A 24,843-nucleotide genomic window follows, 5' to 3' on the forward strand; every position below is an offset into this window, starting at 1 on the left:
CGGGCACGGGGCTGGCTCGAACCAGACAGCAAGGACAAGCAATGATCCTGACGCAGAAAAAGAAAAAGGCCCCGAAGGGCCTTTTGAACTGTTTTCGCAATGAATTTTTGGAGGCGCGAACCAGAGTCGAACTGGTCTAACCGGATTTGCAATCCGGGGCATAACCGCTTTGCTATCGCGCCAAGATCACTATCAAACAACTACAGCATTGCTGCAGCTTTTAGAAACTGGAGCGGGAAAACGGGTTCGAACCGTCGACCTCAACCTTGGCAAGGTTGCGCTCTACCAACTGAGCTATTCCCGCAAACATTCAAGCAACTACCCGTCACCTGAATCGAACGTACACAAGGCACATTCAAAACTGGAGCGGGAAAACGGGTTCGAACCGTCGACCTCAACCTTGGCAAGGTTGCGCTCTACCAACTGAGCTATTCCCGCTTGAATCATCCATTCTGGCAGCCAACCGCCACCAGAACCGAACACACCCGAAACGGCATGTTCAAAATCTGGAGCGGGAAAACGGGTTCGAACCGTCGACCTCAACCTTGGCAAGGTTGCGCTCTACCAACTGAGCTATTCCCGCATTTCTATCGAAGCCTGACATTCTACAACGTCGTTTGCTGCGATGGGATGAATTGTAGCGTAGTTCTTGGAGGGTTCAGGAAAAACGCTACATTTTTTCATCTTCAGTGCTTGACTGCAGGCTCCACAGCCTTGGTTTCCGCCGGGGCCACGGCGGCGGCCTCCTCGTCGGACAGAGGCTCTGGCACGCGTTCCAGCGCCACCTTGAGGACCTGGTCGATCCACTTGACGGGGATGATTTCCAAGCCGCTCTTGACGTTGTCGGGGATCTCCTGGAGATCCTTGACGTTCTCTTCGGGGATCAGCACCGTCTTGATGCCGCCACGCAGGGCCGCCAGCAGCTTTTCCTTGAGGCCGCCGATGGCGGTGACCTCACCGCGCAGCGTGATTTCACCAGTCATGGCGACATCGGCACGCACCGGGATACCCGTCAGCGCAGAGACGAAGGCCGTCGTCATGGCCGCACCCGCGCTGGGGCCGTCCTTGGGGGTGGCGCCATCGGGCACGTGCACGTGGATGTCCTTCTTCTCGAAGGCCTCGTCCTTGATGCCCAGCATGCGCGAGCGGCTGCGCACCACGGTGCGCGCGGCTTCGACCGATTCCTTCATCACGTCGCCCAGCGAGCCGGTGCGCGAGATCACGCCCTTGCCGGGCATGATGGCGGCCTCGATGGTCAGCAGATCGCCGCCGACCTCGGTCCAGGCAAGACCCACGACCTGGCCGATCTGGTTGTTCAGTTCGGCACGGCCATAGGTGTACTTGCGAACACCCAGGTAGTCAGGCAGGTTGTCGGCAGTGACGACGACGGTGGGCTCCAGCTTCTTGAGCTGCAGGCCCTTGACGACCTTGCGGCAGATCTTGGACAGCTCGCGCTCCAGCGAACGCACGCCGGCCTCTCGCGTGTAGTAGCGCACGATGTCGCGGATGGCGGATTCCTCCACCCGCATCTCGCCTTCCTTCACACCGTTGTTGGTGATCTGCTTGGGCAGCAGGTAGCGGATGGCGATGTTGACCTTTTCGTCCTCGGTGTAACCCGACAGGCGGATCACTTCCATGCGGTCCAGCAGCGCGGGCGGGATATTCATGGAGTTGGAGGTCGCCACGAACATCACGTCGCTGAGGTCGAAGTCCACTTCGACGTAGTGATCGCCGAAGGTGTGGTTCTGCTCGGGGTCCAGCACTTCCAGCAGGGCGCTCGACGGATCGCCACGGAAGTCCATGCCGAGCTTGTCGATTTCGTCCAGGAGGAACAGCGGGTTGCGTGTGCCGACCTTGTCCAGGCTTTGCAGCACCTTGCCCGGCATGGCGCCGATGTAGGTGCGGCGGTGGCCGCGGATTTCCGCCTCGTCACGCATGCCGCCCAGCGCCATGCGGACGTACTTGCGGCCCGTGGCCTTGGCGATGGACTGACCCAGCGAGGTCTTGCCCACGCCCGGAGGACCGACCAGGCACAGGATGGGCGCCTTGACCTTGTCCACGCGCTGCTGCACGGCAAGATATTCAAGGATGCGGTCCTTGACCTTTTCAAGGCCGAAGTGGTCGGCATTGAGCACCTCCTCGGCATTGGCCAGGTCGTGCTTGATCTTGGTCTTCTTGCTCCAGGGCAGGCCCGTGAGCACATCGATGTAGTTGCGCACCACGGTGGCTTCGGCCGACATGGGCGACATGAGCTTGAGCTTCTTGAGCTCGGCCTCGGCCTTCTTGCGCGCCTCGGCAGGCATGCGAGCGAGCTTGATCTTCTTTTCGATCTCTTCGATGTCAGCGCCGTCCTCGCCCTCGCCCAGCTCCTTCTGGATGGCCTTGACCTGCTCGTTCAAGTAGAAGTCGCGCTGGTTCTTTTCCATCTGGCGCTTGACGCGGCCACGGATGCGCTTGTCGACATTGAGGATGTCGACTTCACGGTCCAACTGCTCGAACAGGTTTTCCAGGCGCTCCTTGATGTCCACCAGATCGAGCACGGCCTGCTTGTTCTCGAGCTTGAGCGGCAGGTGCGCGGCGATGGTGTCGGCCAGGCGGCCGGCATCGTCGATGCTGGCGATGGAGGTGAGGATCTCGGGCGGGATCTTCTTGTTGAGCTTGACGTACTGGTCGAACTGCTGCGTCACGGCGCGGCGCAGGGCTTCGATCTCGCTGGGCTTGTGGGTTTCGGCCTCGGGCGCCACGGGCACGACGGAGCCCACGAAGTGGGTCTCTTCATCCATGACCTGCTTGACCAGCGCGCGCTGCTGACCTTCGACCAGCACCTTGACCGTGCCGTCGGGCAGCTTGAGCATCTGCAAGATGGTGGAGACGCAGCCGACGTCGAACATGTCGGCCGCCGTGGGTTCGTCCTTGGAGGCGGTCTTCTGGGCCACCAGCATGATGCGGCGGTCGCCCTCCATGGCCAGCTCCAGCGCCTTGATGCTCTTGGCGCGGCCCACGAACAGCGGGATCACCATGTGGGGGAACACGACCACATCGCGCAGCGGCAGCAGCGCCAGGTCTAGGGGGGTGGAAGGCAAAGGGGTATGTCCTGACATGGGAATCCTCGGTTTGTCAGCGGAAGATGGTCCGCCCACCGGTGTATTTCAACCCCGCAGCCCGAAAGGATTTCGGGCCACAGGGACTTGCGCTGCCGGACCTTTGCAGGCAGCGGCGCATCAGGCTTTCTTGGCCGCCTCGCGGTAAACCAGCAGCGGTGCTTTTCCGTCTTCGATGGTGGACTCGTCCACCACCACCTTCTCGACATTGTCGGCATTGGGCAGCTCGTACATGGTGCCGATCAGCGATTGCTCCAGGATGGAGCGCAGGCCACGCGCACCCGTCTTGCGCGCCAGCGCCTTGCGGGCGATGGCCTTGAGCGCGGCGGGCCGGATCTCCAGCTCCACGCCTTCCATGGCCAGCAGCTTGCTGTACTGCTTGACCAGGGCGTTCTTGGGCTCGGTCAGGATCTGCACCAGGGCGTCTTCACCCAGTTCGGCCAGGGCCGTGACCACGGGCATGCGGCCGACCAGCTCGGGGATGATGCCGAACTTGATCAGGTCTTCAGGCTCGATCTCCTGGAACACTTCCGAGATGGAGCGCTGCTTCTTGCTCTTGACCGTGGCGCCAAAGCCGATGCCCGACGCCTCGGTACGGTTCTCGATGACCTTCTCCAGGCCCGCGAACGCGCCACCGCAGATGAACAGGATGTTGGTCGTGTCGATCTGCAGGAAGTCCTGGTTCGGATGCTTGCGGCCGCCTTGCGGGGGCACGCTGGCCATGGTGCCTTCGATGAGCTTGAGCAGGGCCTGCTGCACGCCCTCGCCCGACACGTCACGCGTGATGCTGGGGTTGTCGGACTTGCGCGAGATCTTGTCGATCTCGTCGATGTAGACGATGCCGCGCTGCGCACGCTCGACGTCGTACTCGCAGCTTTGCAGCAGCTTCTGGATGATGTTCTCCACGTCCTCGCCCACGTAGCCAGCCTCGGTCAGCGTGGTGGCATCGGCCATGACGAAGGGAACGTTGAGCATGCGCGCCAGCGTCTGCGCCAGCAGCGTCTTGCCGGAGCCCGTGGGACCGATGAGCAGGATGTTGCTCTTGGCCAGCTCAATCTCGTCCTTGCCGGCCTTGTCCTTGTGGCGCAGGCGCTTGTAGTGGTTGTAGACGGCAACGGCCAGCGTGCGCTTGGGCAGGTCCTGGCCGATCACGTAGTTGTCGAGGTTGGCCTTGATTTCGGCGGGCGTGGGCAGGTCGCCTCGGCCGTCCTTGGCCTCGGTGCTGGGCTGCTCGTCGCGGATGATCTCATTGCAGAGATCGATGCACTCGTCGCAGATAAAGACTGACGGACCCGCGATCAGCTTCTTGACCTCATGCTGGCTCTTGCCGCAGAAGGTGCAATAAAGGTTTTTTTCGCTGGAGGAGCCTTTTTTCTCGGCCATGGGGTCGGTGCCTTGTTACAGAAATATGGAAAAGGATGATAACCAAATGGAAAGCGGCGTTTTCCGTAGGGGGAAAACGCCGCCCATTCTCATGCAGCCTCCGGACTTCAGGAGCGCTTGTTGATCACCTGATCGACCAGGCCGTAGTCCTTGGCTTCCTCGGCGGACAGGAAGTAGTCGCGCTCGGTGTCGTGCTGGATCTTTTCCAGCGGCTGGCCCGTGCGCTCGGCCAGGATCTTGTTCAGGCGCTCGCGGGTCTTGAGGATCTCGCGGGCGTGGATTTCGATCTCGGTGGCCTGGCCCTGCATGCCGCCCAGCGGCTGGTGGATCATGACCTGGGAGTTGGGCAGCGCAAAGCGCTTGCCCTTGGTGCCAGCGGCCAGCAGGAAGGCGCCCATGCTGGCTGCGATGCCGGTGCACAGCGTGGACACATCGGGCTTGATGAAGTTCATCGTGTCGAAGATGGCCAGGCCGGCGCTCACGGAGCCGCCGGGGCTGTTGATGTAGAACGAAATGTCCTTGTCGGGGTTTTCGCTTTCAAGGAACAGCAGCTGGGCCACGACGAGGTTGGCCGTCTGGTCATTGACAGGGCCCACCAGGAAGATCACCCGGTCCTTGAGCAGGCGCGAGTAGATGTCGTACGACCGCTCTCCGCGGCCGGACTGTTCGATGACCATTGGGATCATGCCCAAACCCTGAGTTTCCAATGCGCTCATGTTTTCTCCAGTACTAGGGGGCTACTTTAGCCGTATCCGGAAAGAAAATGGGGCTTGTGCGCCAAAGCACAAGCCCCGCAGATGCCAACCCGCCCGCCGATCTCACGAAGCGGCAGGCAGGCGGTGCTCAAACCCTCAGGCCTGGCCCATCAGTTCGTCGAAGGACACGGCCTTGTCGGAGACCTTGGCCTTGCCCAGCACGAACTCGGTCACGTTGTTTTCGATGACAACGGCTTCGACTTCAGCCAGGCGTTGGCGGTCGCCGAAGTACCAGCGTGCCACGTCTTCGGGCTTTTCGTAGCTGGCGGCCAGCTCTTCCACGTGGGCCTTGATCTGCTCGGGCGTGGCGTGCAGCTCGTTGGCGCGCACCAGCTCGGCCACCACCAGGCCCAGGCGCACGCGGCGCTCGGCTTGGGGCAGGAACACGTCTTCAGGGATCTCGGCCTTGTCGGCGTCCTTGATGCCGCGCTGCTGCAGCTCGGCGCGAGCGCCTTCCAGCAGACGGGCGACTTCAGCCTGCACCGAGGCCTTGGGCAGTTCCAGCTCGGCCTTGGACACCAGCGCGTCCATCACGGCCTGCTTGTTGCGGCCCTGGACGCGGAACTTGACTTCACGCTCCAGGTTCTTCTTGATGTCGGCGCGCAGGCCTTCGACCGTGCCTTCAGCCACGCCCAGGGCCTTGGCAAAAGCCTCGTCCACTTCGGGCAGGTTGGCCGCCTCGATCTTCTTGACCGTCACCAGGAAGTCGGCGGTCTTGCCGGCCACGTCCTTGCCGTGGTAGTCGGCGGGGAAAGCCAGGGGGAAGGTCTTGGACTCGCCGGCCTTCATGCCGCGCACTGCGTCTTCGAATTCCTTGAGCATCTGGCCTTCGCCGACCAGGAACTGGAAGTCTTCGGCCTTGCCACCGGAGAAGGTCTCGCCGTCGATCTTGCCTTCGAAGTCCACGGTCACGCGGTCGCCGTCCACGGCCACATCGGCCTGGGCGCGCTGCGCGAAGGTGCGGCGCTGCTTGCGCAGGATGTCCACGGTCTTGTCGATGGCGGCGTCGTCCACTTCGGCCGTCAGCTTCTCGACTTCGGCCGAGGTCAGGTCACCGATCTTGACTTCAGGCATCACTTCGAAGATGGCTTCGAACTGGGCCTCGCCCTCGGGAGCGCCTTCCTTTTCGGAGATGCGGGGCTGGCCAGCCACGCGCAGCTTGGCTTCGTTGACGGCCTGTGCAAAAGCCTCGCCAACCTTGTCGTTGAGCACTTCGTACTGCACCGAGTAGCCATAACGCTGGGCCACCACGCTCATCGGCACCTTGCCGGGACGGAAGCCGTCCATCTTCACGGTGCGCGCCACTTGCTTGAGGCGGTTCTCGACTTCGCTCTGGATGGAGTTCAGGGGCAGGCTCAGCGTGATCTTGCGCTCGAGCTTTTCAAGGGTTTCAACAGTAACGGCCATGTTTGTTCCTATGAGGGATTGGACCGTGCCGGCTGCTGTACAGCCCGCACCGTATTGCGCAAAAGTCACGGTGCAACGCGAGCCAAAGCCAGTCGGCCGCGCGGCACCTCAGATTTCAAGGGCTTACATCACATGCGCCTGGCCGCTGGGGACCGCACATGGTTCGCTCAACCCGTGATGTAAGCGAAGCCGGACATTATAAACGAGGCGGTTTTAACCTCCGGACGCGCGCTCTTGCAGGGGAATCCCGCAATCCGCCTGGCCAATGCGCCTCCTCTACAGGAAGCGGGCTTGAGCAGTGTTCGCCGCAGTTGAGCGGCGTTGGTGCGTGGTGCGCGGGGGGCGGGTCGTCAACCATTCAAAAACAATCACTTGCCTTCACAGCGCGGGATTCGCGCGGGCCGTTCAAAAGCCTCGAGGTGCACTCTGCACACCCCAGGTCGACATGTACACGACCTGATCAAAACCCCGCTTGCCGTCCTCAATCAGCAGATGAAACAGGGTCACTTCAAATTGAAACATCTGCCCATTCGACCTATACTGTATGTGCATACAGTAGAAAGAAGACGTGATGCAGCACCAGATTGAGACGGTCAGGGACGATGTGGAAAGCGCCAGCGAGCAAGTGGCCGCCATCTGCGAGCTGCTGGCTGCAGCCCGGGGCACGGCCGTGCACGCCTCGGCCATTACCGCATTGCTGCTGCCGGTGTCACGCAAGCTCAGCGCGGCGGCGGGCGACCTGTCCGACCATCTGCATCGCAGCCAGGCAATTGGCAGCAAGCGCAGCTAGCCCAGCCCACCTTCGCCTCGACAAGGCCCCGCCCTGCGGGGCCTTGTCGTTCCTGCACCGGATACGCCGATGGTGTGCCCGGTTTGCGCACAGGCTTCGGCGATTGCCCGGCTGGCGCCCCTGGGCAAACATGGCATTCATACCCGGCCCGCGCGCCGGACCCGGCATACCGCCTGCCCGGTGCCCCCGCGATCCGGTGGCCTGAGGCGTTCCCGGTATCCGCAGCCACACGCATGGCAGGTGCACCAGGAACAGGTCCGCGCGGGCCGGCCCACGAGGAGCTTCAGTGAGTCTTGCCATTCCCTTTCCCGCGCCGGATCAGGCGATACCGCCACCGGCCCGTGCCGCTGCTCCCGCCGACCCTGCATACAGGGAGCGCGACTGATGCAGGCCATTGCCCGTGAATACGAAACGCTGGACGAGCTGTGCATGCGCCAGCTGGGCGCCACGCGCGGCGTGGTGGAAGCCACGCTGGAGCGCAACCCGGGCCTGTCGGCCCACGGTCCCCACCTGCCCGCCGGCCTGGCCGTCGAGCTGACCGAACCCGCCCAGGCCCCCAGCCTGCCCCTGATCAGTTTCTGGGATTGACATGGACCGAGAAACCATCGTCAAGACCGCCGCCCTGGAAGGCGCCAAGGCCGCGCCTCCCGTCACCGTCGTGGCCGCTAACGTGGCCAATGGCTGGACCATGACCCATACAGCGACCGCGCTGACCATCGTCTACGTGCTGCTGCAGGCCGCGTATCTGCTGTGGCGCTGGCGCAATGAACGCGAGGACCGGCGCGCGCGCCAGGCCGAGGACGCCGCGCGCAGGAAGGCGTCTTCGACCGCCACAGACACCGGAGCGGCGCCATGAGCACAGCGCGCATGCCAGCGGCAGGCCTGGGCATTGGCGCGGCCATTCTCGCGGCCTGGATTGCCGCAGAAGGCTTCAGCGCAGATCCGATCATCCCGGTTCGCGGCGATGTACCCACCATCGGCCACGGCACCACGCGCTACGAGGACGGCACGCGCGTGACCCTGGCCGACCCGCCCATCACCCGCGAACGGGCGCGCGAGCTGGCCATCAACCTGCTGGAGCAGCAGTACGGCGCCTGCGTGCGTGATTCGCTGGGCGACACGCGGGTGCACCCGGCCGAGTTCGCCCAGGCGGTGGACTTCGCAGGCCAATACGGCTGCGGGGCCTGGCGCGGCTCCTCGATGCTGGCCAGGACACGGGCTGGCGACTACGCCGGCGCCTGCCAGTCCTACCTGTCCTGGCGATTCATGACCAGCAGCCAGCCTTTGCAGGGCTTCAGCGCCTATCGATGGGATGGCGCAGGCCGGCCCACGCGCTGGCGCTTTGACTGCTCTGCACCCGGCAACAAGGTATGCCGCGGCGTGTGGACACGCCAGCAGGCACGCCACGCGGCCTGCATGGAGGCCCAGCCTTGATGGACCGCCTGCAAACCCATGCCTGGCAGCTGCTGGCCCTGCTGCTGGCGGCACTGCTGGTCTGGCAGTCGCTGGCGCGGCTGGGTGCCGAGCGCGATGCGGCGCAGGCACGCACGGATCTGGCGAACGACCGCCAGGCCGCTGCCACCGCCGCCCTGCACGCATCCGAACGCTATCGACAACGGGAAGGAGCCTACCGTGAACGCCTCGACTTTCTTGCACGCGACACGGACCTGGCCCTGGCGCGCGCTGCGGCGGATGCCGATGCTGCCCGCGCTGCTGCTGGCCGGCTGCGCGGCGACCTCGCCGACTACATCACCGCCCACCGTGCTGCCGCCCAGGCTCGCGCCGCTGCCGGACAGTGCGCGCCAGACACCGCAGCCCTCGATCTGCTCGCCGAGCTGCAGCGCCGCGCTGACGAGCGAGCGGGAGCGCTGGCGCGCATTGCTGACGACGCCCGCCACCGAGGCAGCGCCTGCGAGCGCGCCTACGACGCCGGACTCGCGCTGACCAGCGCCCTGACCAGCACCATGACCCAGGACCCACGCCATGCTCAAGCCCGCTAGCCTGCGCGACGCGCTCGTCGCTGCCCTGCCCCAGCTGCAACAGTCGCCGGGGAACATCCGTTTCACCATCCAGAGGGGCCGCGTGGTCAACACGGGCACGCCGTCCCTTTCCTGGGAATACCGCTATACGCTGAGCCTGGTGATTGCGGACTTCACCGGCAGCATCGATGCCGTGACCGTGCCGCTGCTGGTCTGGGCGCGGCGCCACCAGCCCGACCTGTTCGACCATGCAGAAAGGCGCGAGCAGGCGATCCGCTTCGATATTGCACCTCCTTCCACGGACCCTGCAGCCGCCTCGCAGCCGCAGCAGCTCGCCATCGAGATCGACCTGGTGGAGGCCGTGCTGGCGCGCCCGCGCGATGGCAGCCCCAGCGCCTTCGACCTGATCTACAAGCCCGAGCCGCCGGGCCAGCTCGACATTGCGCAGCGCCAGTTGTGGGAGCTGTTCCTGTTCGGCGAGAAGGTGGCCGAGTGGAACTACGACCCGCGCTGAGGCGTGGCCCTGCTCCATGCCGGGCTGCATGTCGGGCTGCATGTCGGGCTGCATGTGGCAGCGTGCGCCACGCCCGGCACACGGCGACACGCAAGGGCCTGGCCGGCACCATGAACGCCATGGATTCGCCCGTCGCACAAACCGAGAGCCCGTACGAGATCATCCGCCGCCTGGAGGGGCTGATCCGCACGGGCACCATCGCCGCAGTCCGCCATGCGCGCCCTGCGCGCTGCCGCGTCAAGACCGGCAACCTGACCACCAACTGGATTCCCTGGCTGGCCATGCGCGCCGCGGGCGAGAACGCCAGCGTCTGGTGGCCGCCTGCGGTGGGCGAGCAGTGCGTGCTGCTGTCGCCCGGCGGCGACCTGCTGGGCGCCGTGGCGCTGACCGGCATCTACAGCAGCGCCGCAGCCCAGCCCAGCGACCGCGAAGGGGTGTGCCACACGCAGTGGAGCCCCACCGATTTCATGGAACACGACAGCACCACGGGCCGTCTCAACATCAACGTGGCCCATGGCATCACGCTGCGCGTGGGCAACTCGGTGATCAGCATCGACGAGCAAGGCATCAGCCTGCAGGCCGGTGGCGGTTCGGCCACCGTCAATGCGCAGGGCCTGGCCGGCGCGCCCGATGTGACCACCGGCCCCATCAGCCTGCTGCGCCACCGACATGGTGGCGTCAGGGCGGGCGACGCCGTCACGCAGGGGCCGCTATGAACCGCCATACAGGCCGCCGCATCGAGGGCATGGAGCATCTGCGCCAGAGCGTGGCCGACATCCTGTCCACGCCCATCGGCTCACGCGTGATGCGCCGCGACTATGGATCGCTGGTCCCGGCGCTGCTGGACCAGCCCGACAACAACGCCACCCAGGCGCGCCTGCGCGCCGCCGTGGCCAGCGCGCTGATGCGCTGGGAGCCGCGCATCCGGCTGACGCGCATCGTGATCGAGCGCGATCCGGCCGCACCCGGGCGCGCCGACCTGACGCTGATCGGCACCTTCAACAACACGCGCCGCCCGGCCCCGCTGAGCCTGCAGATGCCCATCGCCCGCACCCTTTCATGAAGCAAGACATGACCCCTGCACTGGACGCCCTGCCGCCGCCCGGCGTCGTCGAGACGCTGGATTTCGAGCGCATCCTCGACGCCCACCGCGCCGATCTGCTGGCGCGCCACCCGGAGGCCGCCGAAGTCCTGGCGCTGGAGAGCGAGCCGCTCAACAAGCTGCTGGAGGCGCACGCCTATCGCGAGCTGCTGTACCGGGCGCGCGTCAATGATGCCGCGCGTGCGCACCTGATTGCGTTCGCCCAGGGCTCGGACCTGGACCACAAGGGCGCCTTCTATGACGTGGCCCGACTGCCCGGGGAAAGCGACGACCGCTACCGCCAGCGCATCCTGCTGCGCGTGCGCGCGCTGGCCGGCAGCGGCACGGCAGAGCACTACGAGCACCTGGCCATGACGGCCAGCGCCAATGTGCACAGCGCCATCGCCACGCAGCCCCAGCCCGGCCGCGTGAGCGTGCAGCTGTGGCTGGTCGAGCCCGCACAGGCCGAAGAGACCCTGGCCATCGTGCTGTCGGCCCTCAATGCGCCAGGCGCGCGGCCGCTGGGCGTGCCCGTGTCGGTATCGCTGGCGCGCCCGCACCCCATCGACATCACGGCGCACCTGCTGCGCGAGCCCGGTGCGCCCGTGGACATCGTGGCGCGCCTGCAGGCCGGCCTGGCCGCCCAGATCGCCGCCTACGCGCTGCTGGGCCGCGATGTGCCGCGCTCGTGGATCACCACGCGCCTGCATGTGGACGGCATTGCCCGCGTCACCTACCCCGACGCCCAGGCCCCGGCCGAGCTCACGCCGCTGGCCGCCGACGAATACCCGGTGCTGGGCCGAGTACAGCTGGTGGACGAGGGCCTGCAGGCATGAGCACCGCCGCCATCATCCCGACGGCGCCCCGCCGCCACGTGCTGCCGCCCAACGCCACGGCGCTGGAGAAGGCCGTGGACCAGGTCGTCCCGAATTGGGATGGCCTGGCCGGCGCCTTTCCCGCGCCGGCCCAGGGCGAGCCTGCGGCCTTTCTGCCCTGGCTGGCGGCCGAATGGGGCATCGCCCAGTTCGACCGCTACTTTGACGACGTACCCGCCCTCATCGCCAACGGCCTGCCCTGGCTGCGCGAGCGCGGCACGGCCGCGTCCATGCAACGTGCGCTGGGCTGGCTGGGCTATGACGGCGCGCAGCTCGACGAGGATGGTGCCTGGCTGCACCTGGACCTGGGCCGCATCATCGGCGACGCAGAGCTGGCCAGCGTGGCCCATGTGGTGCGCGCCAGCCTGCCGGCGCACGTGCGCTTTTACCGCGTCTTCCACGGCCACGACCTGCGCCCGCTGCGGCTGGACCACGGCCCGGGCCTGGACGCCGGCATGCTGGACAACGACAGCGGCACCTGGATCGATGTGTCGCCGTATGGCGAACCCGTCAAGCTCAGCCAGGGCCTGCCCCGCCGCACCGGCACCGAGGCACCGCCTTCGGAGGGAGTGCTCACGGCCCAGCTGTTCCGCGTCACCACCATCGCCACCTATGCCGACCGCATGCTGCTCGATGCCTGGACGCTGGACAGCGAGATCCTGATCGACGCCAGCCTGGGCATCACCGAAGTCAACGCCACCACCACGGGCGAGCCCGCCTACTACGCGCCGCTGCGGCCCATTCCCGCCCAGGCCATGGCCACCCACAGCGCCTGGACGGCGCCCGCACCGCTGGCCCTGGCCAGCCTGCACCCCTGGGCCAGCACCGAGCGCCCGCACGACAACACCCGTACCTGGACCGGACGCTGGGACAGCACGCCCTGGCGCCGATCCTTCGAAACCCGCACCACCACCACCGAAGAACCCGAGGAACCCTGAACATGGCAGTTCTGCAGCAAGCGGGCCGCATCGCCCTCGCCAAGGCCGTCGCCGCCCAGACCATCCACATCGCCTGGGGCCGCGGCCTGCCCGCCTGGGACGCCGCGCCCGAGCCCGAACCCATCACCGCCAACGCCCTGGTCGACGAAATCGGCCGCCGCCTGGTCACCGAGGTGCGCTTTGCGCGGCCCGACGACAACGGCGAGATCGAGCTGCCCAGCGGCGCGCGCTACAGCGTCAGCGACACACCCACCACCTTCGTCTACCTGCGCGCGGCCTTCGGCTTCGACGACGCCAAGGGCGAGGACGTGCGCGAGATGGGCGTGTTCTTCGGCACCCAGGTCGCCACCGACGTGCCGCCCGGCCAGCGCTGGGTGCTGGCCAGCCAGCTGACCGGCAAGGGCGAGCTGTACACGCTGGAGCGCCGCCCCCGGATCCTGCGCAGCGGCAGCGTGCGCCAGGTCGAAGAAATCATCCTCCCCTTCTGAACGGCACCCCATGAGCCAGACCAAGATCTACGACCGCTTCGACGCCGGCAAGCGCTACGACAGGCTGCAGTTCGCGGCCGACCGCGTGCTGCAATCGGCCGAACTCAACGAGCTGCAGAGCATGCAGCAGCACCGCCTGCGCGGCATCACCGATGTGCTGTTCAAGGAGGGCGACATCGTCCGCGGCTGCCAGTGCATCACCTCCGCCGACACGGGTGCCACCACCATCGAGGCCGGCGCGCTCTACGTGGCCGGTGCCGTGCGCGGCATCACGCCGGGTACGCTCACCGTGGCCACCGTGGGCACGGTCTACGTGGGCGCCTACCTGCAGACCGACACCGTCACCGAGCTGCAGGACCCCGAACTGCTCAACCCCGCCGCCGGCACGCGCGGCTATGGCGAGCCCGGGGCGCTGCGCGAGCGCGTGACCCTGGTCTGGGGTGCGCAGGGTGACGGCACGGCCGGCACCTTCTATCCCGTGTGGACCATCATCGACGGCTCCGTCATGCCCAAGGAGCCGCCGCCCAACATCGACGCCGTCACCCAGGCCCTGGCCCGCTATGACCGCGACAGCGCGGGCGGCACCTACGTCGTGCGCGGCCTGGACGTGATCATGGGCGAGGACCTGGCCACCGGCCAGCAGGTCTACACCGTGCGCGAGGGCGCCGCCCGCGTCAACGGCCATCCGCTGGAACTGGGTGCCAGCCGCCGCCTGGTCTACGAGGCCAAGCCCGACCTGTTCTTCGTGGACAGCGAACCCCACACCTCGGCCGGCACGGCCGCCCAGCGCATCCGCTTCGACCGCCAGCCCGCCGTCGGCACGCCCCAGGTGCGCGTGCAGGCCCGCAAGACCGTCACGCTCACGCATGGCGGCTTCACGGGCGCGGCCGACCCGCTGCCCGACAACGCCGTGCTGGCCGTGGACAGCGTGGTCCAGGCCGGCACCACCTACGTGCAGGGCACTGACTGGAAGCTGGTGGGCGGCCAGATCGACTGGAGCCCCTCGGGCGCCGAGCCCGTGCCCGGCAGCACCTACCAGGTCACCTACCAGTACATGCTCAACGCCACGCCCACGGCCGTGGACTCCACGGGCTTCACCGTGGAAGGCGCGCTCAAGGACACCCTGGTGCTGGTCAGCTACCACTACGCGCTGCGCCGCTACGACCGCCTGGTGCTCAACAGCGAAGGCCAGCTGCAATGGGTGCCCGGCGTGCCCGCCGCCTGGTCGCCCAAGGTCCCGTCCGCCCCCAGCGGCACCCTGGCCCTGGCCTCGGTCTACCAAAGCTGGGACAACAACCGCCGCGTGGACCAGGACGCCGTGCGCGTCGTGCCCATGCAGACCCTCAAGGCCTACCAGGACCACATCCAGACCATCTACGCCGACCTGGCCGAGCTGCGGCTGTCGGTGGACGTGTCGGGGCGGCACAGCGGGGTCAAGAAGGGGTTGTTTGCGGATCCGATGCTGGACAACGGCCTGCGCGATGCGGGGCGCAGCCAGAGCGCCCATATCCTGGGCGGCCAGTTGCAACTGCCCATGAACGCCAAGCTGTACCAGATCGGCACCGACATCACCACGCCCCAGACCACGCCCTACCAGGCCGTGTCCGTGCTGGGCCAGCTGGGGCGCACCGGCACCATGCTGGTCAACCCATACGGCGCCTTCGACGTTCTGCCCAGCGCCGCCACCCTGACACCCGCCGTGGACTACTGGACCGACGTGCAGACCCAGTGGGCCAACCCCATCCTGGTCTGGCTCACACCCAGCCAGGCGCGTCCCACGGAGACCCAGAAGCTGCTGTCCGAGTCCACTTCGGCACTGGAGCATCTGCGGCAGATCGAGGTGCAGTTCTGGCTGGATTTCCCGCTGGGCGAAACCCTCACCGAGTTGATTTTCGGTGGTATTGCCGTCACGCCCCAGCCGCTGGCAGGCGGCACGCTCGTGGCCACGGCCCAGGGCCTGAAGGGCAAGTTCAAGATCCCGGCGGGCGTGCCCTCGGGCACCAAGAGCGTGCGCTTCACAGGCCGCGCCGGCAGCCACGCCGAAGCCGTCTTCACCGGCCAGGGCCAACTGCTCGAACGCAGCGTGTCCAAGATCACTGTCCAGATCTACGACCCGCTGGCCCAGACGTTCACGCTGAGCTCCACCCGGGAGATCTGCGGCACGCGCCTGTGGTTCTCTACCGTGGGTGACAAGGATGTGCAGGTACAGCTGCGCGAAGTCACCGGCGGTGTGCCATCGCGCAGCATCCTGGCGGAATGCGTGCTCAAGCCCGCACAGATCCAGGCCGACATCGCTGGCGCCAAGCCCACCCAGGCGCAATGGGCACCTGCGTTGCTGGAGTCCGGTGTCGAATACGCCATCGTCGTGCTGACCAACGACAACACCACGGCCCTGGCTGTGGCCGAGCTGGGCGGCTGGGACGCCGCACGTGCCCAGTGGGTCACCAGCCAGCCCTACAGCGTGGGCGTGCTGCTGTCCAGCAGCAACGCCAGCACCTGGACACCGCACCAGACACGCGACATGGCATTCGAGCTGCTGGCGACCGAACACACGGCCAACACGCGCACCATCGAGCTGGGCAGCATCGCCGTGCAGGACGCCACCGACCTCATGGTCCAGGCCGGCGCCATGCTGCCCGCGGCCGACGCGCAACTGGTCTTCGCCATGCAGTTGGAGGACGGCACCACGCTCGAGGCCGCCGCAGGCCAGCCCGTGCAATTGGCCAGCCGCTACAGCGGCAACGTGGCCGTGCGCGCCAAGCTCTCTGGCAACACCAACCACGCAGCCCACCTGCTGCCGGGCATGCAGCTGGTAGCCGGCAGCCTGCAGGCCACGGGCGACTACATCAGCCCCGCCATCAACGCCGGCACCAACGTCACGCTCAACGTCGTGGCCGAGGCCGTACTGCCCGCCGGCAGCGCTCTGGCCGTGCAGATGCAGGCCGAAGGCAGCAGCGCCTGGACCAACGTGCCCTACCTGAGCACCAGCCCCCAGACCGCAGGCGTGCTGGAGTTGAGCTACCGCCTCACCGGCATCAGCGCTGAGCGCCTGCGTGTCCGCCTGGTCCTCACGGGCAGCCACGGCGCCCGTCCCCAGGTCACCAACCTGCGAGCCATCGTGATATGACATTGCACGACGACAAGACAGCGCAGGGCTGGCCCCTGCCCCACCCCGACAACCGCCTGGAAGACGACGTGCTGCGCCTGCGCCAGGCCGTGCAGGACGTGGACCAGGCGCTGACCGCAGCGCGCCAGCTCATCGACACCAAGGCCAGCTCCCAGGGCGTGCAGGACGCCATGGACGTGGTGGCTCACCGCATAGAGCAACTGGAGACCGCCGTCCAGTCGCTGAGCACCGGCAAGGTGGCCAGCGTCAACGGCGTGGCCGGCGTCAACGTCAAGCTCAACCCAGAGCACATCGCGCTGGGCCCGGCCAACGGTGCCACCAGCGAAAGCTTCGGCTACGACGCCCAGGGCCGCATCAGCAGCATCACGCGCACCGTCAACGGCTTCAGCGCCACCACCGCCGTCAGCTACGACGGCGCCGGCCGCGTCTCCCAGCAGCAGACCAGCTACCGCGGGCGCGTGCGCACGGAAACCTATGCCTACGACGCCGCCACGGGGCGGGTATCGGGGGTCAATGCCACGGAGGTACAGGGATGAGCTTTGGTGTGATCACGTACCGTGCCGAGCATCTGCAATGGCGCAAGACAAGTCGGCAAGCGGTCGCCATCTTTAGCCAGGGGCAATCCAACGCGGAGATGCGACATCAAGGCAGCGAGGTGATGCGATGAGTATCGACATCGTCACTCACACGGCTGTCAAAGCCCTTGAGCGAGAGGTCAAGGCCCTTGAGCTCGACGTCAAGAGCCTGGAACAAGTCCAGCGGACTGCAGGCAAGCCTCTGCGCACGACCAGATATACGACTGGCGCCGGAATCCATACCATGTTGGCGCAAAGCACCTACCAACTGATATGGCTGCAAGGCCCAGGAGGAAATGGAGGAATGGGTGCGATGGGCACCTACGGGATTGGCGGCGGCGGTGGCAGCGCCGGCATGTGCATAGCAGGCGCTCGGATCACTTTTTCCGGAAATATTGACTACCAAGTGGGTGCAGCTGGAGGCGGTAACAGCACCACATTTGGTCCTCTAAGAGCACTGGGTGGGCTCAATGGTGGCAGCGGGTCTGCTGGATCCTGGGACAGGAATCCAACAGCTGGGGGCGGGGCCATGAATGGGTGGCAAAAAGACCAGTTTCAATTTCCACAAGCTATTGGCGGAGGAAGCGGCGGAACCGCTGGCTATCAAGGATGTGCGCCAGGCTTCCCAACGATCAACATTCCCTACTACGGTATCGGCACTGGCGTAGGCGCCGTAGCAGGTGGTGGTGGCGGAGGTGGAAGCTCAATGTTCGGCGTAGGCGGAGCCGGTGGCAAACATTACACGGCGGGAGGCGATGGAACAGGCTACGGTGCCGGCGGGGGCGGCGGGGGTGGATACGGAGATAGGAATGCCCCCGGAGGCCTTGGAACCGGTGGCCTCATCATCGTGGAGGAATACTGATGCTCTACGCACTAGTCTCTCAAGGGGTCGTACAAAACGTCGTGGAATCCTCGCAGCCAATCGCGGGATGGCTGCCATGCGAAAGCGCCGCAACAGGTTGGAGCCATGACGCCGACACGGGACTGTTCATGCCACCGGTGGCCACACCTGACCTTGCCCCACGCCACATCACCCCGCTGGCCCTGCGCCGCCGATTCACCCTGGCCGAACGCTCGGCCATCGAATGGGCTGCCGTGGACCGTGCCGACACCAGCGAGAAGCAGCGCAAGGATGCCGCCATGCTGCGCGCCTGCCTGAAGGACCAGGAGCAGGCCGGCTTCATCGACCTGGACGATGCGGATGTGGCTACCGGCGTGCGGCTGATCGAGGAGCTGCAACTGATCGCATCAGGCCGCGCTAGCGAGATCCTCGGGGCACCCGTCCAGCCCGGCGAACGCCCCTGACATATCCACCTGCAAAAGCCCCGGCGCCCGTTGAGTAGCCGGGGCTTTTCCTTTCCTGGTCGGCACCCCGAACCAGCGCCAAACCAAGCCTCTGTGCAGCCCTCCGGCACAGCCAAGGTCGCTGGCGCCCATGCCCATGCCGCGAGAACATCAATGCAACCCGGGCACAGCGCCAGCGGCCGTGCAGGCGGCAGGCGCCAAGCCCTGCAAGGACAACCAGGCCGCCTTCGCTGCATGAACTTCAGCATGACACAAACCACCACTGTCGATCCCGCCAACGCCGCAGCTTGCGCAAAGGTGCCTGCATGAGCCTGGATGCCGTCATCAGTGCCGACTTGGTGAAGACACGGGCGGAGATTGCTGCGCTGAGTAATGCATTGGCGGCTGCGCGCAATGAAATCGCAGGATTGAGCAACCAATTCAGCAACAGCACTGCGCTCAAGAGCATACAGAGAATAAGAGTTCAACCTGCTGCTGGTAGTGGTACGCCCTATTACTCGGACGTCACCATTACGGCCATCAATCCTCAGAGAACCATAGTATTGATACGCCAAACGACACCCAACTCCGGCACCGTCAGGTTCGATTGCGAAATCATCAACACCACAACGCTACGCTGTGCGAACTATTACTCAAGTTCGGACTACAACCTATATAGCGCAGGCGTAATGGACATCCAGGTGGTGGAGTTCAAGTAATGCCCCACCACTACGCCCAGCTCACCCCCGCCGGCGTGGCCTTCGCCATCACCGAAACCCACGCCGAGCTCAACGCTCCCGACCTGCTCCCCCTGCCCCGCTACGACACCTCGGTGCTCGGCCGCCGCTGGACCGGCACGCACTGGGAAGACGTGGCGCAGGCGCTGCCTGAAAACCAGGCTGGCCCCGCTGCAGCCAGCGAACCCGCCCCCCGCCACATTACCCCCCACGCCCTGCGCCGCCGCTTCACCGTGGTCGAGCGCACGGCGCTGGAGTGGGCCGTGGTGGACCGTGCCGAGGCGGGCGAGGCCGACCGGCTCAACGCGGCCACGCTGCGCTCGCTGCTCAAGGACATCGAGCAGGCGCGGCAACTCGATCTTGACGACCCCGAACTGGCCGACAGCCTGCGCCGGTTCGAGGCCTTCGGACTCATCGCCGCGGGGCGTGCCCAGGAGATCCTGGACGGCCCCGTACAAGCCCACGAACAGCCGTGACCACCCCTTTTTGACGACAGCCCCACGGCCCAACCACCCCCAACCCGGAGAACACCATGGCGACAGCCCCGTTCCATCATGGCATTCGCGTCACGGAAGTGAGCGAAGGCATCAATTCCATCCGCATCGTGTCCACGGCCGTGATCGGCCTCGTGGCCACGGCCAGCGACGCCGATGCGGCCACTTTCCCGCTGAACCGTCCGGTGCTGGTCACCAAGGTCGATGCGGCCATCGGCAAGGCCGGCACCAAGGGCACGCTGGCCCAGGCGCTGAACGCCATCAAGGAGCAGTGCCGCCCGGTGCTGGTCGTCGTGCGCGTGGCCGATGGCGAAGGCGCCACCGAGGCCGAGCGCCGCACCGACCAGGACGCCAAGGTCATCGGCACCACCGCCGGCAACCAGTACACGGGCCTGCAGGCGCTGCTGGCGGCCCAGGCACAGCTCGGCGTCAAGCCGCGCATTCTGGGTGCGCCGGGCCTGGACAGCCAGGCCGTGACCGACGCGCTGGCGTCCGTGGCCATCAAGCTGCGCGGCTTTGCGTATGCGGCGGCCATCGGCAACGATGTGGCCGAGGCCCAGGCCTACCGCGAGCACTTCGGCCAGCGCGAACTGATGCTGCTGTGGCCCGGCTTCAAGGCACTCGACCTGTCCACCGCCGCCGTGCAGGACGCCTCGCCCGTGGCCTACGCCCTGGGCCTGCGCGCACGCATCGACCAGGAGCAGGGCTGGCACAAGACGCTGTCCAACGTGCCGCTGTCCGGCGTGCTGGGCATCTCGCGCGATGTGCACTGGGACCTGCAAAGTCCCGATACCGAGGCCGGCATCCTCAACCAGGCCGGCATCACCACGCTGATCCAGAGCCAGGGCCACCGCTTCTGGGGCTCGCGCACCTGCACGGACAGCGAGCTGTTCCGCTTCGAGTCCAGCGTGCGCACCGCGCAGGTGCTGGCCGACACCATGGCCGAGGCGCATTTCTGGGCCGTGGACAAGCCCATGCACCCCAGCCTGGTCAAGGACATCCTGGAAGGCATCAACACCAAGTTCCGCGAGTTGAAGGCCCTGGGCTACATCCTGGACGGCAAGGCCTGGTACGACGAAACGGTCAACGAGACCGCCACGCTCAAGGCCGGCAAGCTGGTGCTGGACTACGACTACACGCCCGTGCCTCCGCTGGAGGACCTGGGCTTTCGCCAGCGCATCACCGATCGCTACTTCGCCGACTTCGCCCTGCGCGTGGGCACCGGCCAGTAAGCGGCGGCCGCACCCGACACACCCAATACACCGAACACACCGGATACACAGGAGAAAAGCACCATGGGACTGCCCCGCTCTCTCAAGAATTTCGCCACCTTCGTGGATGGCAACTCGTACATCGGCGACATGCCCGAAGTGGGCTTGCCCAAGCTCACCCGCAAGATGGAGAAGTACCGCGCCGGCGGCATGAACGGCGAGGTCAGCCTGGACTTCGGCATGGAGGCCATCGAGGCCGACCTGACCGCTGCCGGCTACATGAAGGAATTGATCTCCACCTGGGGCACGCTGCGCCACGACGGCGTGCTGCTGCGCTTCGCCGGCGCCCTGCAGGGCGATGACAGCGAAGGCGTGGACTCGCTGGAAGTGGTCATGCGTGGCCGCTTCTCGGAGTTCGACCCCGGCAAGGCCAAGGCCGGCGACAAGACCGAGATCAAGTACAAGCTGGCCGTCAGCTACTACCGCCTGTCCATCAACGGCCAGGTGCTGATCGAGATCGATCCGGTCAACTTCGTCGAAGTCGTCAACGGCATCGACCGCCTCGCCCAGGTCCGCGCCGCGCTGGGCATCTGAGCCTGGCTCAACTGACCGGGCCGGCCGGCCCGGTCCTCCTCTTTTCTTCACCCGAACGCTGACACACCATGGACACCACCAAGCCCCAGGAAGACCTCCAGAACCAGGCTGCCGCCAATGCGGCCGCCCTCGCATCGGGCGATGCGCGCGAGATCACGCTCGACGTGCCGCTCAAGCGCCCCGGCGGCGACCTGGCCCGGGTGCTGGTGCGCCGCCCCAATGCCGGCGCGCTGCGCGGCCTGTCGCTGGTCGAGCTGCTGCACATGAACGTGACCGCGCTGCAGACCCTGCTGCCGCGCGTGACCGAGCCCATGCTGCACAAGGCCGAGGTGCTGCAGCTGGACCCCGCCGACCTGGTGACCCTGGGTACGGAGGTGGCCTCTTTTTTGGTGCCGAAGGCGCAGAGGGAGCAATTCCCGAGCGCGTAGAGGACGCCATGGCCGACCTGGCCATGGTCTTCCACTGGCGGCCGGCGGACATGGAGGACATGTCGCTGGCCGAACTCGGCCAATGGCATGAACGGGCGCGCGAGCGCTACGAAAGCCAGGACTGAGCCAGGACTGAGCACCACCTCCACTCCATCGCCCGCCTCTCGCCCCTCTCTTGCACGCCCCTTGCCCATGACCTCCACCCAACGCCAACACCGCACCGGCCAGGGAGCCCTCCATGGCCGTTGACACCCTGCGCCTGGACGAGGTGCTCAAGCAGGCCGAGCGCGTGCACCAGCCCCTGGCGCTGCTGGGCAGAACCAGCAGCAACACGGCCCGGGAACTCAAGGAAACGGTCGACCAGTTGAAGAAGCTGCAGCAGCAGCAAACCCAGCTGGGCGACTACCGCGCGCTGCGCAGCGGCCTGGCAGACACCACGGCACGGCTGCGTGGCGCGCGCCAGCAGATGGCCCAGCTGCGGCTGGAATCGGGCGCGGGCGAGCAGCCCTCGCGCGCCATGCTGCGCGCGCTGCGTTCGGCCCAGGTCGAGGAAGAGCGCCTGGCACTGCTGCGCGCCACGCAGCGATCGCGCCTGACGGACATGCGCGAAGGCCTGCGCGGCGCGGGCGTGGACACGGGCAACCTGTCCGCGCACGAGCGCAAGCTGCACAACGACATCCGCGCCACCACGGCCCAGATGGAAAAGCAGCGCAAGGTGGTGGCACCGGCCGCCCAGCGGCTGGAGAGGATCGACGCCCTTCGCGAGCAGAGCAAGACCCTGGCCGATCGCGGCCAGGCGCTGCGCGAGACGGGCGGCAAGATGCTGGCGCCCGTGCGCGCCGTGAGCCAGGCCTTCATGACCGACGACCAGGCCGCCGCACAGCTGCGCGCCACCATGGCGGGCAGCAATGGCAAGCCAGGCGCCGACTACCAGCAGGTGCTGGACTTGGCCAAGAGCCTGGGCACCGACATGCCCGGCAGCACGGCCGACTACATCGCGATGATGAACCAGCTGCAGCGCCAGGGCGTATCCTCGCAGGATGTGCTGGGCGGCGTGGCCCGGCAGGCGGCCAACCTGGGCGCGGTGCTGAACATGCCCGCCAAGGAGGCCGGCGAGTTTGCGGCGCAGTTGCAGCAGGCCACCCGCGCAAGCGCGGGCGACATGGCCGCACTGGCTGACACGGTGCAGCGCACCTCCCACCTGGGACTGGACCCCACAGGCATGGTCAAGGGCCTGGACGCCATCGGCAAGGCCCTGCCGCAGCTGGGGCAGCAGGGCGCAAGGTCGGGACAGATGTTCGCGCCGCTGCTGCTCATGCTCAACGACGCCAGCATCAGCGGCGAAGCCGCCGGCAAGGCCGTCGGTAGCCTGGTCAAGAACTCCATGGACCCGGCCAAACTGGGCCAGGTCAACAAGATGCTCGCGAGCCAGGGCGTGTCGCTGGACTTCAAGGACGCCAGCGGCCAGTTCGGCGGCACCGAGCAGATGATGGCCCAGCTGCAAAAGCTGCAGAGCCTGGGCAGCGACAAGCTGCGCGCCGCTGCGCTGGACAAGCTGGCCGGCGGCGACGCGCAGACGCGCAAGGCCCTGGAGGCGCTGATCCAGCAGGGCCCGGGCGGCTACCAGCAGATCGCCTCCCAGCTCAAGTCACAGGCGGATCTGGATGGGCGCGTGGCCATCCTGAAGGACTCGGTCTCGGCCCAATACGAGTCCGTCAAGGACAGCTACAACGGCCTGTTGAGCGACATGGGCTCGACCATCGAGTCCGACCTCAAGGCCGTGCTGGGCACTCTGCGCGAGATGACCGAAGGCATGCGTGCCTGGGTCAAGGAGCATCCCCAGATCGTGCAGTGGACGCTGCGCATCGTGGCCGTGCTGGGCCTGCTGATCGCAGGCGTCGGCGTGGTGAGCAGCGTGCTGTTCGGCCTGCTGGCGCCGCTGCTGCTCACGCGCACCGTGTTCGGCCTGCTGGGCGCGGCCATGGGCGCAGGCAGCGGCGCCTTGGGCGTGCTCAGGCGCGGCCTGGCGGCCGTGGTCCTGTCGCTGGGAATGATGGGCGGCGGCGGCAGTGCCATGGGCCTGTTGGCCGGCGGCATGCGCATGGCCAGCAACGCCGTGGGCGTGCTCCGGCGCGGCGTGGGCGCCGTGGTCCTGTCCCTGTCCATGATGAGCGGCGGTGGCGGAGCCATGGGTCTGCTGTCGGGAGGCATGCGCATGGCCAGCAACGCTGCGGGCGTGCTCAGGCGCGGGCTGGGCGCCGTGGTCCTGTCGCTGGCCATGATGGGCCGCGGCGCTGCCATGGGCAGCATAGGCACCGCCCTGGCCGGCGCGGGCCGCGCTGCAGGCCGCATCTTCGGCGGCGGTGCAGGCGCAGCTACAGGTGCAGGCAAGGGCCGAGCGGGCGCCGTCATGGGCCTGCTGGGCGCCGGCCTGGGTGCCGTCGGCGGTGGCCTGGGCGGTAGTCTGGGTGGTGCAGCCGCATCGCTGATGGGCCTGGTGCGCATGACACCCATGGGCCGGCTCGCAGGTGGCCTGATGGGTGCGGGTGGCTCGATCATGCAGAACTGGGACGGCCTTTCCACCGCCTTCAAGGCCGGCGACTGGAAGGGCGTCGGCGGCACGCTGCTGGAGGCCGGCAAGGCCGGCCTCGATGGCGCCACGGGCGGCCTGTTCGGCGTGGTCTCTGACCTGGCCGGCAAGGGCATCAGCGGCCTGGCCTCGTCGGTGGGCTCGTGGTTCAAGTCCGGCGATGCGTCGGCACCCGACCAGGGCCGCGCCGGCGCACTGCGCCAGGGTGTCGCGGCCGCAGCCACGGCGGCCACGCTGGCCACGGGCGCCATGCCGGCCCTGGCCGACACGGGCGCCGTGCGCATCGACAGCCGCCCGCCGCTGGCCAGCGCCGCTGCTCCCGCGCCGGCACCGGCCCCGGTGGCCGGCGCCACCATCCATATCACCGTCAACGCTGCGCCCGGCCAGGATGCGCAGGCCATTGCCCGCGCCGTGGCCGCCGAGCTGGACCGCCGCGACATGGCCAGGCGCTCCAGCGTGCTGTCGCAGCTGTCGGACATCGACTGAGGAGCA

At 66.9% G+C, this 24,843-nt stretch carries 26 protein-coding genes and 4 tRNA genes; 21 read left to right on the plus strand and 9 right to left on the minus strand.

Annotated features, from left to right (window positions below; all coding sequences use genetic code 11):
- Window positions 1–108: 108 nt before the first annotated feature.
- From HFGMBDPB_RS19420 to tig, 8 genes are all read right to left on the minus strand, one after another.
- Window positions 109–182, minus strand: a tRNA-Cys gene (locus HFGMBDPB_RS19420).
- A gap of 46 nt (window positions 183–228) precedes the next feature.
- A tRNA-Gly gene (locus HFGMBDPB_RS19425) sits at window positions 229–304 on the minus strand.
- A 58-nt stretch (window positions 305–362) separates the two neighbouring features.
- Window positions 363–438: transfer RNA gene (locus HFGMBDPB_RS19430), tRNA-Gly, on the minus strand.
- 69 nt (window positions 439–507) lie between these two features.
- Window positions 508–583, minus strand: a tRNA-Gly gene (locus tag HFGMBDPB_RS19435).
- A 103-nt stretch (window positions 584–686) separates the two neighbouring features.
- Entirely contained in the window at window positions 687–3,101 is a 2,415-nt protein-coding gene (gene lon, locus HFGMBDPB_RS19440; protein ID WP_016445089.1) for an endopeptidase La, read from the minus strand.
- A 120-nt stretch (window positions 3,102–3,221) separates the two neighbouring features.
- Window positions 3,222–4,484, minus strand: coding sequence for an ATP-dependent Clp protease ATP-binding subunit ClpX (clpX, locus tag HFGMBDPB_RS19445; RefSeq protein ID WP_012204530.1), 1,263 nt, complete (start codon window positions 4,482–4,484; stop codon window positions 3,222–3,224).
- A gap of 107 nt (window positions 4,485–4,591) precedes the next feature.
- Entirely contained in the window at window positions 4,592–5,200 is a 609-nt protein-coding gene (clpP, locus tag HFGMBDPB_RS19450) for an ATP-dependent Clp endopeptidase proteolytic subunit ClpP (RefSeq protein ID WP_012204529.1), read from the minus strand.
- Window positions 5,201–5,335: 135 nt separating this feature from the next.
- A complete protein-coding gene (gene tig / locus HFGMBDPB_RS19455; RefSeq protein WP_016445087.1) occupies window positions 5,336–6,646 on the minus strand; it encodes a trigger factor in 1,311 nt (436 codons plus the stop codon).
- Window positions 6,647–7,217: 571 nt separating this feature from the next.
- Between tig and HFGMBDPB_RS19460 the strand changes: the two genes are divergently transcribed.
- From HFGMBDPB_RS19460 to HFGMBDPB_RS19520, 13 genes are all read left to right on the plus strand, one after another.
- Window positions 7,218–7,436: a hypothetical protein gene (locus tag HFGMBDPB_RS19460; protein WP_016445086.1), complete on the plus strand. Its 219-nt coding sequence runs from the start codon at window positions 7,218–7,220 to the stop codon at window positions 7,434–7,436.
- Between the two features lie 384 nt (window positions 7,437–7,820).
- Window positions 7,821–8,024 (plus strand): tail protein X, encoded by a 204-nt coding sequence (locus tag HFGMBDPB_RS19465; RefSeq protein WP_016445085.1) that lies wholly within the window; start codon window positions 7,821–7,823, stop codon window positions 8,022–8,024.
- 1 nt (window position 8,025) lies between these two features.
- Window positions 8,026–8,292 carry a hypothetical protein gene (locus HFGMBDPB_RS19470; RefSeq protein WP_074923280.1) on the plus strand — a complete coding sequence of 89 codons (267 nt, stop codon included), beginning with the start codon at window positions 8,026–8,028 and terminating at the stop codon, window positions 8,290–8,292.
- On the plus strand, window positions 8,289–8,870 hold the full coding sequence (locus tag HFGMBDPB_RS19475; RefSeq protein ID WP_074923279.1) for a glycoside hydrolase family protein: 582 nt from the start codon (window positions 8,289–8,291) through the stop codon (window positions 8,868–8,870). Before HFGMBDPB_RS19470 ends, HFGMBDPB_RS19475 begins: the two co-directional genes overlap by 4 nt.
- Window positions 8,870–9,436, plus strand: coding sequence for a DUF2514 family protein (locus HFGMBDPB_RS19480; protein ID WP_212646039.1), 567 nt, complete (start codon window positions 8,870–8,872; stop codon window positions 9,434–9,436). Before HFGMBDPB_RS19475 ends, HFGMBDPB_RS19480 begins: the two co-directional genes overlap by 1 nt.
- Window positions 9,420–9,929, plus strand: a complete 510-nt coding sequence (locus HFGMBDPB_RS19485) for a phage tail protein (RefSeq protein WP_212646040.1) — start codon at window positions 9,420–9,422, stop codon at window positions 9,927–9,929. The genes HFGMBDPB_RS19480 and HFGMBDPB_RS19485 overlap by 17 nt, the downstream gene beginning before the upstream one ends.
- Before the next feature lie 62 nt (window positions 9,930–9,991).
- Window positions 9,992–10,645 (plus strand): phage baseplate assembly protein V, encoded by a 654-nt coding sequence (locus HFGMBDPB_RS19490; protein ID WP_349305385.1) that lies wholly within the window; start codon window positions 9,992–9,994, stop codon window positions 10,643–10,645.
- Window positions 10,642–10,992: a GPW/gp25 family protein gene (locus HFGMBDPB_RS19495; RefSeq protein ID WP_016445079.1), complete on the plus strand. Its 351-nt coding sequence runs from the start codon at window positions 10,642–10,644 to the stop codon at window positions 10,990–10,992. The genes HFGMBDPB_RS19490 and HFGMBDPB_RS19495 overlap by 4 nt, the downstream gene beginning before the upstream one ends.
- 8 nt (window positions 10,993–11,000) lie before the next feature.
- Entirely contained in the window at window positions 11,001–11,846 is an 846-nt protein-coding gene (locus HFGMBDPB_RS19500) for a baseplate assembly protein (RefSeq protein WP_236884674.1), read from the plus strand.
- Window positions 11,843–12,823 carry a phage tail protein gene (locus tag HFGMBDPB_RS19505; protein WP_212646041.1) on the plus strand — a complete coding sequence of 327 codons (981 nt, stop codon included), beginning with the start codon at window positions 11,843–11,845 and terminating at the stop codon, window positions 12,821–12,823. The genes HFGMBDPB_RS19500 and HFGMBDPB_RS19505 overlap by 4 nt, the downstream gene beginning before the upstream one ends.
- A gap of 2 nt (window positions 12,824–12,825) precedes the next feature.
- On the plus strand, window positions 12,826–13,311 hold the full coding sequence (locus tag HFGMBDPB_RS19510) for a BW3TFN family phage tail fiber component (protein WP_012204516.1): 486 nt from the start codon (window positions 12,826–12,828) through the stop codon (window positions 13,309–13,311).
- 10 nt (window positions 13,312–13,321) lie between these two features.
- Complete coding sequence (locus HFGMBDPB_RS19515; RefSeq protein ID WP_212646042.1) at window positions 13,322–16,438, plus strand: DUF4815 domain-containing protein; 3,117 nt, start codon at window positions 13,322–13,324, stop codon at window positions 16,436–16,438.
- The gene (locus HFGMBDPB_RS19520) at window positions 16,435–16,974 is read left to right on the plus strand and encodes a hypothetical protein (protein ID WP_074923274.1); all 540 of its coding nucleotides are present in this window, start codon (window positions 16,435–16,437) and stop codon (window positions 16,972–16,974) included. The genes HFGMBDPB_RS19515 and HFGMBDPB_RS19520 overlap by 4 nt, the downstream gene beginning before the upstream one ends.
- 106 nt (window positions 16,975–17,080) lie before the next feature.
- Here the strand turns inward: HFGMBDPB_RS19520 and HFGMBDPB_RS19525 are convergent, their stop codons facing one another.
- Window positions 17,081–17,419, minus strand: a complete 339-nt coding sequence (locus HFGMBDPB_RS19525; RefSeq protein ID WP_212646043.1) for a hypothetical protein — start codon at window positions 17,417–17,419, stop codon at window positions 17,081–17,083.
- 593 nt (window positions 17,420–18,012) lie between these two features.
- On the opposite strand from HFGMBDPB_RS19525, the gene HFGMBDPB_RS19530 reads away from it, so the two are divergent.
- The 8 genes from HFGMBDPB_RS19530 to HFGMBDPB_RS19565 all read left to right on the plus strand — a co-directional run bounded on the left by HFGMBDPB_RS19530 (window position 18,013) and on the right by HFGMBDPB_RS19565 (window position 24,837).
- On the plus strand, window positions 18,013–18,318 hold the full coding sequence (locus HFGMBDPB_RS19530; RefSeq protein ID WP_212646044.1) for a hypothetical protein: 306 nt from the start codon (window positions 18,013–18,015) through the stop codon (window positions 18,316–18,318).
- Between the two features lie 305 nt (window positions 18,319–18,623).
- Window positions 18,624–19,016 (plus strand): hypothetical protein, encoded by a 393-nt coding sequence (locus HFGMBDPB_RS19535; protein WP_212646045.1) that lies wholly within the window; start codon window positions 18,624–18,626, stop codon window positions 19,014–19,016.
- Complete coding sequence (locus HFGMBDPB_RS19540) at window positions 19,016–19,510, plus strand: hypothetical protein (protein ID WP_016450711.1); 495 nt, start codon at window positions 19,016–19,018, stop codon at window positions 19,508–19,510. The genes HFGMBDPB_RS19535 and HFGMBDPB_RS19540 overlap by 1 nt, the downstream gene beginning before the upstream one ends.
- A 56-nt stretch (window positions 19,511–19,566) precedes the next feature.
- Window positions 19,567–20,760, plus strand: a complete 1,194-nt coding sequence (locus tag HFGMBDPB_RS19545) for a phage tail sheath subtilisin-like domain-containing protein (protein WP_016450710.1) — start codon at window positions 19,567–19,569, stop codon at window positions 20,758–20,760.
- Window positions 20,761–20,823: 63 nt separating this feature from the next.
- Window positions 20,824–21,333, plus strand: coding sequence for a phage major tail tube protein (locus HFGMBDPB_RS19550; RefSeq protein WP_012204508.1), 510 nt, complete (start codon window positions 20,824–20,826; stop codon window positions 21,331–21,333).
- A 68-nt stretch (window positions 21,334–21,401) separates the two neighbouring features.
- Window positions 21,402–21,761: a phage tail assembly protein gene (locus tag HFGMBDPB_RS19555; RefSeq protein ID WP_012204507.1), complete on the plus strand. Its 360-nt coding sequence runs from the start codon at window positions 21,402–21,404 to the stop codon at window positions 21,759–21,761.
- Window positions 21,762–21,769: 8 nt separating this feature from the next.
- Window positions 21,770–21,886, plus strand: a complete 117-nt coding sequence (locus HFGMBDPB_RS19560; RefSeq protein WP_012204506.1) for a GpE family phage tail protein — start codon at window positions 21,770–21,772, stop codon at window positions 21,884–21,886.
- A 113-nt stretch (window positions 21,887–21,999) separates the two neighbouring features.
- Window positions 22,000–24,837, plus strand: a complete 2,838-nt coding sequence (locus tag HFGMBDPB_RS19565) for a phage tail tape measure protein (RefSeq protein ID WP_212646046.1) — start codon at window positions 22,000–22,002, stop codon at window positions 24,835–24,837.
- The last annotated feature ends 6 nt before the right edge of the window (window positions 24,838–24,843 follow it).

This window comes from Delftia sp. PE138, assembly GCF_018320755.1.
In the GTDB taxonomy this organism is placed as follows: domain Bacteria; phylum Pseudomonadota; class Gammaproteobacteria; order Burkholderiales; family Burkholderiaceae_C; genus Comamonas; species Comamonas tsuruhatensis.

Excerpts from the sequence above, each read along its gene's own strand:
- HFGMBDPB_RS19550 (WP_012204508.1), top strand. The coding sequence starts at position 20,824 with ATGGGACTGCCCCGCTCTCTCAAGAATTTCGCCACCTTCGTGGATGGC.
- HFGMBDPB_RS19555 (WP_012204507.1), top strand. The coding sequence starts at position 21,402 with ATGGACACCACCAAGCCCCAGGAAGACCTCCAGAACCAGGCTGCCGCC.
- HFGMBDPB_RS19540 (WP_016450711.1), top strand. The coding sequence starts at position 19,016 with ATGCCCCACCACTACGCCCAGCTCACCCCCGCCGGCGTGGCCTTCGCC.
- HFGMBDPB_RS19485 (WP_212646040.1), top strand. The coding sequence starts at position 9,420 with ATGCTCAAGCCCGCTAGCCTGCGCGACGCGCTCGTCGCTGCCCTGCCC.
- tig (WP_016445087.1), bottom strand. The coding sequence starts at position 6,646 with ATGGCCGTTACTGTTGAAACCCTTGAAAAGCTCGAGCGCAAGATCACG.
- HFGMBDPB_RS19495 (WP_016445079.1), top strand. The coding sequence starts at position 10,642 with ATGAACCGCCATACAGGCCGCCGCATCGAGGGCATGGAGCATCTGCGC.
- HFGMBDPB_RS19475 (WP_074923279.1), top strand. The coding sequence starts at position 8,289 with ATGAGCACAGCGCGCATGCCAGCGGCAGGCCTGGGCATTGGCGCGGCC.
- clpP (WP_012204529.1), bottom strand. The coding sequence starts at position 5,200 with ATGAGCGCATTGGAAACTCAGGGTTTGGGCATGATCCCAATGGTCATC.
- HFGMBDPB_RS19505 (WP_212646041.1), top strand. The coding sequence starts at position 11,843 with ATGAGCACCGCCGCCATCATCCCGACGGCGCCCCGCCGCCACGTGCTG.
- HFGMBDPB_RS19500 (WP_236884674.1), top strand. The coding sequence starts at position 11,001 with ATGACCCCTGCACTGGACGCCCTGCCGCCGCCCGGCGTCGTCGAGACG.
- clpX (WP_012204530.1), bottom strand. The coding sequence starts at position 4,484 with ATGGCCGAGAAAAAAGGCTCCTCCAGCGAAAAAAACCTTTATTGCACC.
- HFGMBDPB_RS19515 (WP_212646042.1), top strand. The coding sequence starts at position 13,322 with ATGAGCCAGACCAAGATCTACGACCGCTTCGACGCCGGCAAGCGCTAC.
- HFGMBDPB_RS19465 (WP_016445085.1), top strand. The coding sequence starts at position 7,821 with ATGCAGGCCATTGCCCGTGAATACGAAACGCTGGACGAGCTGTGCATG.
- HFGMBDPB_RS19520 (WP_074923274.1), top strand. The coding sequence starts at position 16,435 with ATGACATTGCACGACGACAAGACAGCGCAGGGCTGGCCCCTGCCCCAC.
- HFGMBDPB_RS19545 (WP_016450710.1), top strand. The coding sequence starts at position 19,567 with ATGGCGACAGCCCCGTTCCATCATGGCATTCGCGTCACGGAAGTGAGC.
- HFGMBDPB_RS19480 (WP_212646039.1), top strand. The coding sequence starts at position 8,870 with ATGGACCGCCTGCAAACCCATGCCTGGCAGCTGCTGGCCCTGCTGCTG.
- HFGMBDPB_RS19460 (WP_016445086.1), top strand. The coding sequence starts at position 7,218 with ATGCAGCACCAGATTGAGACGGTCAGGGACGATGTGGAAAGCGCCAGC.
- HFGMBDPB_RS19470 (WP_074923280.1), top strand. The coding sequence starts at position 8,026 with ATGGACCGAGAAACCATCGTCAAGACCGCCGCCCTGGAAGGCGCCAAG.
- HFGMBDPB_RS19510 (WP_012204516.1), top strand. The coding sequence starts at position 12,826 with ATGGCAGTTCTGCAGCAAGCGGGCCGCATCGCCCTCGCCAAGGCCGTC.
- HFGMBDPB_RS19565 (WP_212646046.1), top strand. The coding sequence starts at position 22,000 with ATGGCCGTTGACACCCTGCGCCTGGACGAGGTGCTCAAGCAGGCCGAG.
- HFGMBDPB_RS19535 (WP_212646045.1), top strand. The coding sequence starts at position 18,624 with ATGAGCCTGGATGCCGTCATCAGTGCCGACTTGGTGAAGACACGGGCG.
- lon (WP_016445089.1), bottom strand. The coding sequence starts at position 3,101 with ATGTCAGGACATACCCCTTTGCCTTCCACCCCCCTAGACCTGGCGCTG.
- HFGMBDPB_RS19560 (WP_012204506.1), top strand. The coding sequence starts at position 21,770 with ATGGCCGACCTGGCCATGGTCTTCCACTGGCGGCCGGCGGACATGGAG.